The 15,109-nt window shown below is 68.4% G+C and carries 10 protein-coding genes and 2 pseudogenes; 8 read left to right on the top strand and 4 right to left on the bottom strand.

The features are described 5' to 3' along the window. Window positions 1-354: 354 nt before the first annotated feature. From ABZ876_RS37195 to ABZ876_RS37175, 5 genes and pseudogenes are all read left to right on the top strand, one after another. Window positions 355-1,119 (top strand): DUF2071 domain-containing protein, encoded by a 765-nt coding sequence (locus tag ABZ876_RS37195; RefSeq protein WP_361790206.1) that lies wholly within the window; start codon window positions 355-357, stop codon window positions 1,117-1,119. Between the two features lie 445 nt (window positions 1,120-1,564). Beyond that, window positions 1,565-2,270 (top strand): annotated as a pseudogene (locus tag ABZ876_RS37190) (IS5/IS1182 family transposase); the annotation flags it as partial. Window positions 2,271-2,339: 69 nt separating this feature from the next. After that, window positions 2,340-3,215: a PhzF family phenazine biosynthesis isomerase gene (locus tag ABZ876_RS37185; RefSeq protein ID WP_361790209.1), complete on the top strand. Its 876-nt coding sequence runs from the start codon at window positions 2,340-2,342 to the stop codon at window positions 3,213-3,215. 513 nt (window positions 3,216-3,728) lie between these two features. Next, a complete protein-coding gene (locus ABZ876_RS37180) occupies window positions 3,729-4,040 on the top strand; it encodes a calcium-binding protein (protein ID WP_361790203.1) in 312 nt (103 codons plus the stop codon). Between the two features lie 50 nt (window positions 4,041-4,090). After that, on the top strand, window positions 4,091-5,317 hold the full coding sequence (locus ABZ876_RS37175; protein ID WP_361790200.1) for a hypothetical protein: 1,227 nt from the start codon (window positions 4,091-4,093) through the stop codon (window positions 5,315-5,317). Here the strand turns inward: ABZ876_RS37175 and ABZ876_RS37170 are convergent. Next, window positions 5,297-6,508: a hypothetical protein gene (locus ABZ876_RS37170; RefSeq protein ID WP_361790197.1), complete on the bottom strand. Its 1,212-nt coding sequence runs from the start codon at window positions 6,506-6,508 to the stop codon at window positions 5,297-5,299. The two genes, ABZ876_RS37175 and ABZ876_RS37170, sit on opposite strands and share 21 nt — an antisense overlap. 715 nt (window positions 6,509-7,223) lie before the next feature. Here ABZ876_RS37170 and ABZ876_RS37165 point away from each other — a divergent pair. The 3 genes from ABZ876_RS37165 (at window position 7,224) to ABZ876_RS37155 (ending at window position 9,700) form a co-directional block, all read left to right on the top strand. Then, window positions 7,224-7,586 carry a hypothetical protein gene (locus tag ABZ876_RS37165; RefSeq protein ID WP_361790194.1) on the top strand — a complete coding sequence of 121 codons (363 nt, stop codon included), beginning with the start codon at window positions 7,224-7,226 and terminating at the stop codon, window positions 7,584-7,586. A 484-nt stretch (window positions 7,587-8,070) separates the two neighbouring features. Further along, window positions 8,071-9,000: a hypothetical protein gene (locus tag ABZ876_RS37160; protein WP_361790191.1), complete on the top strand. Its 930-nt coding sequence runs from the start codon at window positions 8,071-8,073 to the stop codon at window positions 8,998-9,000. 193 nt (window positions 9,001-9,193) lie between these two features. Continuing rightward, on the top strand, window positions 9,194-9,700 hold the full coding sequence (locus ABZ876_RS37155) for an SMI1/KNR4 family protein (protein WP_361790188.1): 507 nt from the start codon (window positions 9,194-9,196) through the stop codon (window positions 9,698-9,700). 146 nt (window positions 9,701-9,846) lie between these two features. On the opposite strand, the pseudogene ABZ876_RS37150 reads toward ABZ876_RS37155, so the two are convergent. The 3 genes and pseudogenes from ABZ876_RS37150 to ABZ876_RS37140 form a co-directional block, all read right to left on the bottom strand. Next, window positions 9,847-10,614, bottom strand: a pseudogene (locus ABZ876_RS37150) (IS5 family transposase); the annotation flags it as partial. A 213-nt stretch (window positions 10,615-10,827) separates the two neighbouring features. Further along, window positions 10,828-12,768: a hypothetical protein gene (locus ABZ876_RS37145; protein ID WP_361790185.1), complete on the bottom strand. Its 1,941-nt coding sequence runs from the start codon at window positions 12,766-12,768 to the stop codon at window positions 10,828-10,830. Window positions 12,769-12,774: 6 nt separating this feature from the next. After that, the gene (locus tag ABZ876_RS37140; RefSeq protein WP_361790182.1) at window positions 12,775-14,820 is read right to left on the bottom strand and encodes a hypothetical protein; all 2,046 of its coding nucleotides are present in this window, start codon (window positions 14,818-14,820) and stop codon (window positions 12,775-12,777) included. Window positions 14,821-15,109 lie beyond the last annotated feature (289 nt).

Raw genomic sequence — 15,109 nt, 5'->3', positions numbered from 1 at the left:
GCTCAGCCCAGTGGAGTACGAACTGCGTGCAGAACCTGTAGCGTGAAATCAGGTATCCCGACTCTGTGTAACTCGGGGCAGGCCGGAGCCTCCACAGATCCCGGAGCGGTGCAGTATGGGCCTGGCGCTGAAGCCGCATCAGCGGGTGGATTGCCTGTCCAAGTCGCACGAGGTGCGGGACGAGGTGTTGGTGCGGCGCACGGTGGAGCTGCCTGAGCATGCAGCGCCGGTGTACGTCTTCGGGCACACAGCCGTGCGGTCGCGGGTGAGTTTGGGAGCAGTGCGGCATGCGCTACGACGGCTGGGCGCGGGTGCCCCGGGTCGTTGGCCGTGAGGGTGTGCGACGCTATTGCGATGTCGCTCGCCCCTGACTCCGCAGAGCCGATAACGCCCGACCCGGTGCGCGGAGTACCGGACACGTTACTCACGCAGTCCTGGCTCGACCTGTCGTTCCTGCACTGGGCGGCCGACCCTGCGGACGTGGCGCCGCTGCTGCCGGCCGGGACCGTGCCCGACACCCATGACGGGCTCACCTACATCGGCCTGGTGGCGTTCCGGATGTACCGGGTGGGCTGGTTCAGGGTGCCGGGCATCCCATACCTCGGCACCTTCCCGGAGACCAATGTGCGGCTCTACTCGGTGGACCGGCACGGCCGGCGTGGGGTGGTGTTCCGCTCGCTGGAGGCGTCCCGGCTGCTCCCGGTGGCCGTCGCCCGCAGCGCTTTCCAGCTGCCCTACATGTGGGCCCGGATGGCGATCCACCGCGAAGCCGACACCATCACCTATGACAGCAGCCGACGCTGGCCGGGGCCGCGTCGGGCGCACTGTCGGATAAAGGTGCGAATCGGTGAGCGGATCGAGGAGCCGACCGCCCTCGAACACTTCCTGACCGCCCGTTGGGGCATGCACAACGCCTTCTTCGGCCGGCCGGTGTACCTGCCCAACACCCACCCGCGATGGCCGCTGCACCGAGCCGAACTTCTCTGCTGTGAGGATGAGTTGGTGACCGCTGCCGGGTTGCCGTCGCCGGTCGGACCGCCGGTGAGCGTGCTGTATTCCCCGGGTGTGCCGGTTCGCTTCGGCCGCCCAGCCCGCCCGGGGGGCCTGCCCACACCGTGACGCCTCGTAGGCGGCGGCCAGGCGGGCGCCGGGAGCGCGCCATCACTCGCGGGAACGTGTGTTCCATGGCCCGGTCCACGGCAGCGATGGGATGTTCTGCGGCTGGTGTGGCCCGTCCTGGTCTGGGGCAGCGGGCCCAAGCCGGCCGGCCGGGCCGGTGCCCGGCCGGCTGCTCCCCGGTCTTGGGGCGTCGACGGACGGCGGCCCGTCCTCCTGCGCCACGCGATCCACGGCTCAGCGATCGCGACGGCGGCGGCGATCACCGCACCGAGGGTGCCGCCTTGACCGAGGTTCCTCTGCGGGCCTTCGATCACGAGAAAGCCTGGGTGCGCGGCGCCGGTTTCAGAGGCCGCGCAGATTGACGCGGTGGGGTACCTCGGTGGCAGAACGGGCACGATCCTGGTCACCATGGAGTTGCGAAGCTCTGTGATCACTGGGGAGACCTGTGTCCGCCCTTCCGACATGGTTGACCGAACCGTTCCGGGGCCAATTCGCGCCCCTGCGTCCCAAGCGGCCAGAGTTCCACCTGGACCATCCGCTCGGCTGCTAGCGCCGGCGCATCAGCGTCCGGGTCATCTTTGACGAGCTACTGCACCTGCTGCGCTTCAGCTGTTCTTACGAGGCGATCGCCGACACGGCCTGTTCGGCTACCGCGATCCGCAACCGTCGCGACGAGTGGATACGATTCGGCGTCTTCTCCCGGCTCGAGCGATCGCAGTGGAGTCCTACGACCGGATGGTCGGCCGCGTCCTCGACCGCGGCAAACAGGGCCTCGAACGCTCGGGCATGACGGATGGATACGGCATTTCCCCAGGGCGCGTCCTGGCCGGTGCCAACCGTCACGACTCTCCATTGCTCGACCCACCCTGGACCGCCTGGACGACCTCGGCCCATTGCCCGACGACATCACCGTGCACCTGGACGACGGCTACGACTCGGACAAGACACGCGCGCCGCCCAGCGAACGCGGCGTCCACGGCCGCATCGCGCACAAAGGCGAGAGGGCGCCCATCCAGGCCAGTCAGCGTGGGCACGTCGACCGCACCCACGCCTGGCGCAATGCCTTCCACCGGCTCGCCCGATGCTACGAGCTGCGCACCGTCGTCAGCGACGCCTTCTTCGACCTCGCCGATACGATCATCACCGCTCGCCGCAGGGGCCATCCCCGCCTCCACTCGCGTCCAGGAATAGCCGCGGGCCCGCCCCGCGTTGCCGCAAGTATGACGACGAATGCGCCGCGGCCCGAGGTACTGCGATACACCGCCTTCTCCAGCGCCCCTGACGGCGGAAACCCCGCCGGCGTCGTTCTGGATGCCGCCGCCCTGGACGACAGCGACATGCTGGCTATCGCCGCCGACCTCGGGTACTCGGAGTCCGCGTTCCTGACCGCGCCCCCGGAGGGCCTCGGCGGCCAGGAGGGACGGGCGTACAGCATCCGTTACTTCAGCCCCAAGGCCGAGGTGCCGTTCTGCGGGCACGCCACCGTCGCGACCGCCGTCGCACTCGCCGAGCGGATAGGCCCCGGGGAGCTGGTATTCGCGACGCGTGCCGGCGCCGTGCCGGTGGAGGTGGCCGTGGAGGGCGGGACGGTCAGGGCCACACTCACCAGTGTCGAGCCGCACATCGAGGAGATCGCCGACGCCGACCTCACGGAGGCGCTCGCGGCGCTCGGCTGGCCGGCCGCCGATCTGGACCCGACCTTCCCGCCCCATATCGCGTTCGCCGGTGCCCGCCATCTCGTTCTCGGGGCGGCGACACGCGCGCGCCTCGCAGATCTCGCGTACGACTTCGCGCGCCTCGAAGCCCTGATGCACCGCTTGGACCTGACCACGGTCCAGTTGGTGTGGCGGGAGTCGGCCACCGTCTTCCATGTCCGTGCCCCGTTCCCAGTCGGCGGCGTCGTCGAAGACCCTGCGACCGGCGCCGCGGCCGCCGCGTTCGGCGCATACGCCCGTGAGCTCGGCCTGGTCCCCGAGGACGCCGTCCTCACCCTGCATCAGGGCGAGGACCTGGGCTGCCCCGGCGAACTCACGGTGACGCTGCGCGCGGGTGACCCACGCGTCCGTGTCAGCGGCACGGGAACTTGCATCGGCTAAAGCGCCAGCCATGACGGCAGAGAAGGCACAAGTCTCCCCAGTTGTCACAGAACGTCCCACTTCCGCGAACCTAGACCCGGGTTTCTACGCCGCCGCGCAGTTCAGCGCGGCGGCCCAGGTCGACGGCTTGCTGTCCCAGGCCGCCCAGGCTGTCAGCCTGCTGCTGCGGATGGAGCCAGCCGTACGGCCGGGGTCGAGCGCGTCAACGAACTGCCCGTGAGCGCCACCCCGGACGGAGACTCTGATCGAGCTGGGCGGCCTGTACTCCGGGGAGACTCGCACTCTGACTCTCGTCCTCGACGTGTCGGCCGTACCCCCCGGCTGAGCCCTGTGCGACTCGGCGAACTCGTCCGGCCAGTGACAACCCCCTCCCTGTTCGCCGTTCCCGGTTCCCGGGTACGGCGAACACACGCTCCGCTACCGAGTGGTACACGCATCCGTGTGAGTCCAACCGACCGCGAGCAGGAGTGCCGGGCCGCCCGGCGTCACCCCGAGGGTCGCCAGTGTTGCCCCATGAGCGCATTGGACACGGCCGAGCGCGAAGCCATGATCGAAGAGGCGACTGTCGACGCCTACAACGAGGACGAGCAGTTGACCGGTCTGTTCACCATGCTTGAGGAGCATCTCGACCTGCCGTTCACCACCGTGGTTCTCGGCGTCGAGGTCACCGTGGGCGGCATCGACCTCACGCCGGACGGAAGGATCGTCGCCCTGTGCTCTCGCGGCGGCGTGCGGCAGTCGATCGGAATCCTTGATCTGCCTTTGCCCAGCCCGGCGCCCGAGGGTGCTCAGTGGATCGCGGCGTACCATCACTGGGCCGGTTGAGGTCGGGCACGTCGCACCCACGGGGAACCGGTTGTGTGGAAGGGCTGGACATGGCTGACACCGGACAAGGCACGCACCAGGAAGTCGGCGGACGGTTGCTGACCGACCTCATCGAGCGCAGTGCCGAGTTGAAAGGCCAGATGGTCGCCTTCGGGCAGAGCTCCCGCTTCGACCGGTGGTTGACGCCTCTCCTGCTGGAGGCCGCCGGGCCTGAGCGGCAGCTGGACGAGGGCGAGGCGATCCGGATCGTCGACCACTTCATCCTGCGGTACCGCCTGCCGGACGGTTCGACCGTGGTGGACCGGTTCGTCGCCGAACGGAAGGACTTGACCGCGGTCGACCGGGAGATGCTGCTCGGCTGGCGCGACCCGGTCGAGGGCATCTTCGAGATCCAGCGCAAGGAAAAGGATGCCCTCGTTCTGCTGAACCTGGTCGACGACCTGGAGTACCGCACGTACTCGAATGTCGGGCGGGCGGCGTTCCGCGGAGTGACCAAGGGGGGCTTCCTCCACACCTGTCTGGTACCAGTGCACTCGGCCGGCGGGGCGTGGCTGGTGTCCGGGGCGATGTCGAGCTACCCCGAGTCCAGCGCAACCGAGATCGCCCAGGCCGCTCTCCAACTGGCCACCAGCCGACCCGAGCTGGTCTTCCGCAACCCCCAGAAGGTCGAGCAGGGGTGGCAGGCGATGCGGGAGGACCGGGCCGCGTTCGTCGAGTTCTGCGGGGGCGACGAACTGGTCCTTCCGCCTGTCGAAGCCGAGGACCTCCTCAACGCCTACTACCGCCACCGCCAAGAGGCCGCCGTCGCCGCACAGCCCGACCGCGCCCGGGGCAGGCGGCTGCCCGGACTGGACCTGCCCCTCTTCGAGTTGCCGCAGGAACTGGCGGGCTCGGACACCGTCGGTGTCATCTACGACCGGGTCGACGGGCTCAACTTCTACGCGGACTACGGAATGCTCCGAGACCTCTTCGCGGACCCGGTGCTCGGGGGCCGCAGGCAGTACCGGGACTTGCTGCGCACGTACCTGTGCGAGGAGACGATCGGGCCGCTGCCGATCCGCCGACTGGCTGCCGCTCACCCGGAGACAGCCGACGCTGTGTTCCGAAAGCTGCTGAGGAAGCCCGGATTCACCTGGAGCGAGCACGGCGAGGCGCTGCTGCGCCGACGCAAGCCCTGGTACTACGCGCACGAGCCCCGCCCCGGTGTCTCCGTCATCGGCGACCGCCTCAGTGCGCTTGCTGCCGGCCGTCGACAGTCACCGTTCCCACGACCGTGACTGCGGCGCAACACCGGTCGGTGCACGGGCTGAGGCCGGAGGCGCTGCCGGTCTTCCTGGGGCGGCCCGGCCTGTGAGACGGCTGCCGGTGCGGGGCTCCCGAGCCGGCCCGCGGCCCCGGCTGAGGTTCGCGGCACCAGGTGGTCGCGCGATACGGAAGAGCAGACCCCGGGCCCGCTCGTCGGGCAGGTCACCGAGGCCGCCGATGAAGCACAGGCGGAAGTCGTGAAAGGCGTAGCAGAACGGCCGGGGCTCGATGATGCCCGACGCCGCTTGCCGCAGTGCCCGCACCGCGGATCCGTACACATCGGAGGCACCGGACCGCAGACCGGGCGGGATATGGAGATGCAAGTGTTCGCTGAAGGCGTCGCACTGGTGGAGGTAGGGCAGGTAGTCCCGGTTCTTCCACTCGACCAGGTCGTCGTAGAAGTGTTCGATATCAGCCGTTCCCTCGTTCAGGGCGAAGGTGAAGTCGACCGACACCACGCCGAGCCACGGGTATACCCGCATCCGGCAGTCGAAGCTCCACTTGGCTCCGGCGAGTACCGCTTCCCCGCCGGGCAGCGTGCACGAAAGAACCGGTGCGTGCCCGGCAAGATAGGACAGGTTCCAACTGCGCAGCAGTGTCGTGTCCACGACCACCTCGCCATGCCGCGCCTCCAACACCTCCGCGAGGCACCTGGTGTCGGCAACGGTCCCACCCAGGTCGTACTTGAAAGGAACGAAGACCCTCAACCCCGATGTGCGATGCGCGTCCACGCACCCTCCCGTGAATCCCCCGACGCCGCGCGCAGCCCAGACACCCACCATACGGTCCGCGACCCCACAACGACCGCAAATCACCCAGGAGAAACGGTTCTTTGAGCAACATAACGCCGCGATCCGGCTGAGCGGGTCCTCGTAGGCGCGGGTGGCGTCCAGGAGCATCGTGGCGAGCCTGATCCTGCTTGCGCGGAGGGAGGAGCGGGCCTCTTCCCATTCCTGAACCGCCCGTGCCGCAGTGACGTCGGCACGGGAACGCACGTACGCCTCGGCGGACGACAGGAGGAGACGTTCACCGATCCCCAGAGGGTCTGCGGCCTTCTGCACCAGGATCTGGGCGAGCGAACAATGGCTCGTGGTTGCCCAGAGCGGGGCGACCGCGGGCCAGGGCGGGCCAGCCCACCGGCGGCGGCCCACTGCTGCAGCCACGCCGGCGCCTCGGGTACGCGCCCATCGTCCTCCAGCAGGTCGACCGATTGACGTATGTGACGGAGCACAGGATCAGACGAAGGCCGCCCTCACGTCCGGGGGACAACCAAACCCATCAGCAAGTTCGAGGCCATGTTCGACCGCAAACCATAAACGCCAAGCTTAGGGCTGCCTCGAGTACGCGTGCAGCTCTCGCCGGCGCTCAGGGCGGAGACGCCGTTAGCGCCGAAGGAGACAACGGTGCGCGGCCCGTCGCTTGTCTGAGGGGTTGCGGCGTGAGCCGGTTCGGCAGCGAGGCCGGTGATCAGGACTGCGGGGCCTCGGGCGGCTCTTCGGCGAGCGCCCTGGTCAAGGGCCGCCTCTCGCTCCACACACGATCCAGCAAGGACGAGCTCGGCATGCCGCCCGCGTCCTGGAAATCGACGTGCAGTCGGTCACCGGCACGCTGCTACCCCGGGGCAGGTGGTCACACGCAAGGCGACAACGGCGTCGCCCGCCGACGGGGACGGAAGCCTGGCAGAAGGGGTGGGGTCACGGTGATTGGGGCCCCAAGAAGTGCCAACCAGCACCCGACTTCAGCCTGCTCATCGATGGTGGGCGAGATGTCCTGATTCGGTCCAGACCGAATGAGGACGCGCTACCGCTGCTTGGATCAGCACCATAGGTGTCAATTGTTGTCCTTGCCGCCTTCCGGGCGGCCCGGTGGGAGGGAAACATGACACGCATCCGCAAACTGGCCTTTGCCGTCGCCGCAGTCGGCGCGCTCGCCGCACCGTTAGCCGGTGCGACCACCGCTCAGGCCGGATCGAACGGCCAGCAGGTCGCGGTGTCCACCTACTACTCGGACGAGGTGGATGTCTGCGGGCACAACCAGAACGGTACCTATGCCTGCACCGGCTGGTTCGCCACGCCGGGAAGCGGCTACACCGGGCGCGCCGGATACTGGTTCAAGGGAACGGTCACCATCTACGGCGTCAACGACAACACCGGCACGCGGCGGCAGGTCACCTGTTACGTGCCCACCTCGCAGTCCGGGAACTGGACGTACTGCGACGGACGCAGTAACAAGGCGCTGTAGCGCTCCTCGGCGGATCGGACGCCGCCGCATGCCCCTCGTCTCGGCCGCCGGTGACTTGACCAGTCCCCGGCGGCCGGGACGCCCGCCAAGTCGCCACCCCGTCGGTCAGCTGTACCGTCTGCCCGTCCGGAAGGTCATCAGGGCGAAGGGCACGCTGAAGGGCAAGCAACACAAGCTGACGGCTCGGCAGCAGGCCCACGTGGTCGTGCAGCGCGCCACCGGCGAGCATTCCATCGCCGGCCTCGCCGAGCTGTTCTTCGTCAGCCGACTGTGCGCGACGGCTGGCGCCCTATCCGACCCCGCTGGGGACGGATCTACCCGGAGCTGGGGTGACGCGGCCTCGGCGATTGAGGCGGAGCCTTTCGACGCGGGCCCGCGCACAGTGCGATCTCCTGCCAAGCCCCAGCACAGGTCCCTCTCTCGCCGTCGCGGCGTTCCGCCCACGGTGTGCGGGGCTGACAATGGTCAGGAGAGGTGGTGACACATGGTCGAGGATCGCTGCGGGCTGATCTCCGTACGGTGGGTATATGTCGAACTGCTCGTCGACCTGCGCCATCTGGGGCGGGTTGCCCTCTATGACGTTGTCTCCGGGGACAGCGGTGGCCTGGGATATAGCGCTGTCCCGGGTACCGAGGAGGAGTGCCGGCAGTGGCAAGACGCGGCGGGCGCGTACCGGAAGGCGGTCACCGAAGCGGCCGAGCGGCTTGGTGAGGAGGAGTCGGGCCCCTGGTGGCTGCGGTGGCTGCCGGGTCGTGCGGATCGGGCCCGGAAACGGTTCGAGGAGCGGTTCGATGCGGCCTGCGAGGAGTACCGGCCCGTGACGGAGGTCATCCAGCAGCGATTACACCTCCAGCGGGAGGAGAGGCTCCGGCGTCAGGAGCAGATGTACCGGGCGACGGTGGAGCGCTGTCAGCCGCTGGCCGAAAGGGCGGTGTGGAAGTGGATCCAGGTCCGCCCGGCCGTCGTGTACGTGTTCCGCCATGACGTGCCGCCGGCCCACGCGCTCCCCAGCGGATATCGGCAAGCCGTGGAGCCACTCAATGCCGCCGACCTGCTGACGGCGCTCGCAGATCTGGTCGAGGGCGGAGTGGCCAGGATCGACTGGGACGCGAACGCCCGCAAGGCGGTGGAGGACGAGTGCTCGGTGCCGGGTGACCGAGTATCGAACGGCAGGTGGTGGATCGTCATCACGAAAGGTCAGTGGCCCCAACTGAATCGGCACCCCTCGCACTTGAATGGCTTCCCCTCACCCGCGGGTGTCAACTCCACTGAGAGGTCCTGGGGATGGCCCTACGCTGGCGGCTACGACGGCCACTACTACGACGACGGCTACAGAGCCTCTGGCGCTCACGGAGGCCACCACTCCGGCGGCTACCACAGCAGTTACGGAAACCCCTTCGGCGGCATCTTCTGACAGAGTGACGGGCCCGAACCTCACCCGCTCCGCGCGGATGCAACCTCGGAACAATCCGACGAGCACAGCGCCCTGATCGTTCCCGACCGTCCGGATGCAGGTGCGGCCTGGTAGGGTCCGCGACCGCGTTCGGGTCCGGACTTCATGCTGGCCAACATATCCGTGAACAAGCAAGCGAGGTTCTTTCATGTGGGTGGGCCTTCTTCTCCGTGCCACAGGTCATGACGCGCGGGACGCCGCGCAGCCCTGGGCGGAGATCGAAGCGGAACTGGGGACCGAACTGCCGGTTGACTACAAGGAGTTGTGCCAGGCGTTCGGCGTCGGCGAGTTCTCTCGGGTGGTGTCGGTGCTGTGCACTGATGAAACCCGCGTGGCGGATCTGCTGAGGATGTGGCGCGTACTGCTGGAGCACGACGACCCTTCGGACGGCCCGTTCGCGCCCTACCGGATCCATGAGCCCGGGACGACACGGGGCCTGATCCCGTGGGGAATCTCGCGTGCGGCCGACAAGTTCTTCTGGCAGGTCACGGACGGCGCGGTGGACGCATGGCCGGTTCTCGCCAAGATGGAGGACGCCGAGGAGTGGGACCGTTACGAGATGTCCGCCACGGAGTTCCTGTACCGGATCCTCACCGATCCGGGATTCCGGCCCTACACCGTGGCCGATGCCGTACCCGAGCCGATCTTCGAGCCTGTCTGAACAGCCGGTGATGGAGAGGAGGGCTGTGATAGACCGGGGCCGCAGTTGTACGGGCTCAGCAACCGGCTTCCGCGCGGTATACCTCCCAGATCATTGGGCTGGTCACCCTCACAACAATCAACTGAATACTTGAATTGCCGGTGGTTGATCAGGCAGCAGGCGAGTTTGAGGAACGCCTGGTGCATGTCCGCTCGTCGTTCCCAGCGCACGCGAAGCCGGCGGAAGCCGTCAGACAGGCAGAGGTCCACGTGATCACCCACCTGGGGGCGCCCAGGCCGCTGCCGTGCCCGGTGCCGCGCCGTGCGATGGCGGGCGCGGACCCGCTTGCGGTAGCTGTCGTGGTCGTAGCCGCGGTCCGCGTAGAGCGCGACCGCTCTGCGGCGCGGTCGGCCGACCCGGCCACGAACGGGCGGGACGGCATCCAGCCGGGGCAGGAGCCGGGTGACGTCGTTGCCGTGGCCGCCGGTCAAGATCACCGCCAAAGGGGTTCCGTGCCCGCTGGTGATCAGGTGGTGCTTGGAGCCGGGTCCGCCCCGGTCGACCGGTGACGGGCTCGTGTGGCTCCCCTTTTTTAGCGCTCTGACGTGGGAGGAATCGACCACACAGCGGGCCGGTCAAGCCTGCCGGCGGCGTTGAGCTCGGCGAGCGGGACCTCGTGCAGCAGCTGCCGGACCCCGGCCTCGTTCCAGTCCGCAGCCGACGCCGGCACGTCATGCCCGAGCCGAACCCGAGCTCCTTCGGCAGGTACTCCCACTGGCTGTCGGTGTGCAGCACGTACAGGATCCCGCACAGCACCTGCCGGTCCGGCAGCGGGTTTACGGCCCGGGTACCGGAAAGCCGCGTTCCCTCTGCGGCAGGAGCGGCTCGATCCGCGCCCACAGCTCATCCGACACGATCCACGGTGATTCCCCCACGCGTCGGACAACGCTCGACTCATCGCCCGGACACGGCCCACGGGGCCGATCCGCCTCATTGTGTCAGCCCTTGTCAGTCACCCTTTCTTCGTAATGCGTCCGAAGGATCACGCCATGCCCGCTGAGCAGTACGGGACGCTGAATCAGCGCCGCCGCCGCCGGCTTCGTGCAGGACGAGTTCCCGGCTGCTGCACGTAACCGGGGAGCTGGCGGTCACTGTCCCGAGACCACCCCGTACGGTGTCGGCGTCGAGCCTCGGTAGCTGCCGGGGTCAAGAGCGGTGGTGACACCACGGCCATCCAGTGCCTGCCCCTGGACGACCACTTTCGCGCCGGGCCGCTGGGAGGCGTACTCGAAGGGGTGCGCTTCGCGTGCAATCTCCTTGCCCAGCGTCGAGCCGGGGTTGATGCGTCCACCGGTAACTCCGCCGCTTTCGGAGTAGCTGTTCACGAGTGAGGTCCAGCGTTTGTTCTCGCCGAGCGTGAAGGTGCCGTCCGGTGCCATGTCGAGGTGGTCGGCGATCCGTCCTCGGCGTGCGCCGAAGGAGCGGTTGATCGTCTCCACCGGAACGAGGGTGCCGTCCTCGAGCCGGACACCGAGGATTTTCACCTGCAGAAGGTAGGCGTGGTCCGGATGGGCCAGCGCATTGTCGAGAACGGTCTCGCGTTCCAACTGGTTGAACACCGCCTTGGCGTTGCGCAGCCGTGCCGAGCCACCCGGCTGCCGGATGCGCTCGTCCAGCCGGCGGCCGAGGGGAAGCTGCTCCTGGCGTCCTGCGGCGACGGCACGGGCGTGATCGGTGAGGCCTCGCTGAAGGGACTTGCTCATCCGCACGTAGTCACGGTCGAACACCGGAAGGTTCCGATCCATCGGATGGGGCCGCGACAGCGGTCGCGTCGGCAGACGCTGCACGCCGTTGCGGTAGACCTTGCCCGTCACCCCGCTGCCCGGCTCCACCGGAACCACGGGCACAGTGGCGGGCGGCTGAGCAGCCGCCGTCCCGCCGGGGCGGGACGGCGACGCCGGAACAGGCGGTTCGGGAGCCACCGGGGGAGTCGGCGGCACCGCGCGGGGTCGGGAGGCAGGCCCGTACCTGCGGTAGGCGGAGACTCCCCGCTCAGCCAGGGCCGCCGTCTCCAGTACCCCGAAAACCGCGTCGACCATGGCCCGCCCGGACTCACGGGACAGCTCCACTGCGCGCTGCCAGTCCCGTGGGGCGACGCGCAGTGCCTCACCGGCGAGCTGGTCTGCCTCGACCGGCTTGATGAGTACGCGGGTCATCGGGTTGAGCACGGAGTTCGCGGCCTCCCACGGGCTCTCCCCGAGCGAGATCCGTTCGTCGATGCCGTCGATGATGCGGCCCATCCGCCGCAGGGAGTTGGTGAGCGGGTCGCCCGTCGTGTCCTCGGCAAGGCCCTGTGCCTGGCCGACGGCCGCGTCCAGCAGGCCGAGGCCGACGCCTTGGATCAAGGCGAGTCCAAGATTGCCGGGGCGGGTCGCAGCAACGGCCCTTGCGGCCTGTTCACGCAGCGCGTCGGCGCCCGCGCCGATCAGATCCTGCGGGTACGGCAGCCGCGAGTTCGGCACCAGCCCCGGCATCGGCACGAACGGTGAGATCCGCAGATCGGGCACGATGCTGCGCCGCAGAAGGGCCTTCGCCTGCTCGAGGGCCTGGTAGGGCGTGGGCTCCGGCCGGGCTGCCAGCCTCTGCTGTGTACGCGTCAGACCTGCGACAAGGTCGGCGAACGCCAGGGCCTGGCCGGCAGTGAGCGCATCGGCAGCCATGGTGGATACCACGTCAGCCTCCTCTGCGGCTCGTTCGTCAATCGGCGTGTCCGCAGCCGGTGGCGGCACCGCGTAGCCCAGCGCGGCATCCTTGCCGGGAGCCTCGCCACGCTCCATGAGCACTGCGTCGGCAGCGGACTCGCTGCGCCCCGGTCCTGGCCCGCCCGAGCGGGTCGGCGCCGCCCGTAGCACGCCGAACTCGCGGGCCAGGGTCTCGTCGCTCAGCGGCTGCGCGACCGTCGTCACCGGAGCGTCGCTGCCCGACGAGGCGCCGACGACGGGCACCACGCCTGTGTACCCTTCGGCACCGGTGTATCCGGCCACCTGGCTGGAGTGCAGCACCCCCGAGTAGTCGCCACTGGCTGCCATGGCCGCCTACTGGGAGTCGTCGTTGCTGACGGCGGCCACAGGCACTACCTCGATCTCCGGTGTCTCGGGGAATATCTTGGTCCAGGCGTCGATCTTGTCCTTCTCCGGTGCCAGATCGCTGACGAGTGCCAGCGCGTCCGTAAGCCGGCGCGTGTCTGCGATGCGCCACGCCGTGTCCGCCTGCCGGGACTCCAGGTCCAGAGCTTGCAGCGCCGACGCGTAGGGGTCCAGCGCGTCCGCCTCGCCCAACAGCGCTTCGACCACGATGTTGTCGGTGCGCAAGACGATCTCCGACGTGTCCGTGATCAGTCCCCGGATCTGCCGTCGAGCCCCGGGTGTCAGCGCTCCCGGCTTGAACCGCCAGTGCACCTTCGGGGACAGCGGATCGCCGTCGAAGTCAAGGTCGCCGTTGTCGTCCAGAGCGGCGTCCTGCCACGTGTAGTGGCGACCATCTCGACGCTCGCCCTTCTGCAACACCGCCACCGGATTGCCGTCGGCGTCCAGTCGCTCGGCGCACAGTCCCAGCACGAACGCGGCCACCTGAGCGTGCCGCCCCGGCGGGAAGTGGCGGGTGATGAGACGCCGCAGATCGGGCAACGGCACGACCTCCGCCGATCCCGCCCGGCCGTTGTAGAAGGCCACCTTGATGTCGCGCAGCACGACATGTGTTTCGTACGTCTGGTTCAGTTCCCGGAACACGAAGTTGAGGACCCGGCGCAGGTTGGTGTTCGCGATCTCCCTGACCGTGGTCGTCGTGGTGCCACTGGACGTGGTGGTGGTCGACGACTGCTCCACGGCCTGCCGGCGGCTGTTGTTGGTCTGGTTCGCGTGCTCGCTCGCGGCCTGGCTGATGTCGCTCGCCCAACGCTGGCTGGCCTCCTGGTGGTTGGCGGAGAATCCCGCCTCGACCGACGCTGACCCCTGCACGATCCCGAAGCTCGCGGACGCGGATGCGCTGGTCGAAACCGAGAGGGCCCAGCCGCCCTGGTCCTGGAACGCGGAACCTGTCTCCGACGTGACGCTGTCTGCGAAGCGGCTCTGCGCAGCAATGTCCGACGAGTCGAAGATTGATGTGGCGTCCTCGCGGGTGGCCGCGTCTGTGCGCCACGTCTGCATGGTGATCATGGTTCGCTCACCCGGGAGCAGTGAGAACGTCTGCACGGTCCGCCCCAGCCCGTAGTCGCCCAGAAACGACCGCAGTTCCCACGTCTCGACAAGCGCGAGTTGCGGCACAGGGGGCGCCACGGGGTTGACCGCGAGCTCCTGGATGCTGTGGCCAGGGCCTTGCACAGGCAATGAGATCGTGGGCAGGACCCGGGCGTTGGCGACGGCGGGTATGGCGGCGGATTGAGCGTCACTGAGCCTGTCGATGTAAGAGCGCACGCGTCGCCGCTGCACCTCCACGTCGTCGGGCTCGGCGACAAGCTGCCGTCGCTCCAGCACACTCAGCGCGTCGGTGTCATGATCGGCTGCCAGTCGCTGGACGTCGCCCTTGCTTCCGGGCCTGGTGGCGTCCGTCAGCAGCGGCTCCACATCACCGTCGACCTTCGCCACGTGCCGCAGCGACGGGCGTGCGGTCGGCGGCAGGGTGCGCCGGTAGAACTGGGCGAGTCGTTCGATGTCGATGCCGCGGAGGCTGTTCTCGTCGCCTTGAACCACACCCAGGTCGATCAGCGACGAACCTAGCCGGGTACTGCCCTCGGAGAACCATTCCCCTGGTATTTCCATCGGCACGATGCGATTGATCGTGTACGCCCCTGGCAGGGGAACGTTGTAATTGATTTTCGCGACCGGACTCGGCTGCCCGTTTCCGCCGAACCGAGCAATGTCGTCGGAAACCACGGGCTTGGTCAGATCGGGCAATGACATGTCGTCCCCCTCTTTCAGCTCAACCGCTCCACCTGCTGCTCCTCCAGCGTGGACGCACGCATTCCATGCCGGTTCGGCGGTGTGGGGCTGCGTATCTGATATCGACACCTTCCATCGACAGTCAAGGCCTGCAGGCGAATGCGCACACGACGGCAGATAATTGTCTTGGGGTCCGCGGGGCAAACAGCGTGTATTTCGCTGCGCGTTCCAGGGGAGGGGGTGTCGGCAATGTGAGGAACATAGCCGACCGGTGCAGTACGGTACGAGCACTTCCGGGCGCGCAGCGCCCTGAACGCGATCCGGGACGTCAGCTCTCGGCAGGCTCGCCGAACTACTCGGCGGCTGTATGACCGCAGTCGGCGCGAGCTGCGGATCCGCGCCGCCACCGACACCCATGCCGCCCTGGTAGAGGCGTCGGTCCACCTGTACGCCGGCGAGCTCGCCGAGCGCCTGGGCCTCACCGTCGCCGGAG

This window comes from Streptomyces sp. NPDC046931, assembly GCF_040644655.1.
Lineage (GTDB): Bacteria > Actinomycetota > Actinomycetes > Streptomycetales > Streptomycetaceae > Streptomyces.
The sequence above is the reverse complement of the archived record's forward strand: the minus strand, read 5'-3'. Positions and strand labels throughout refer to the sequence as shown.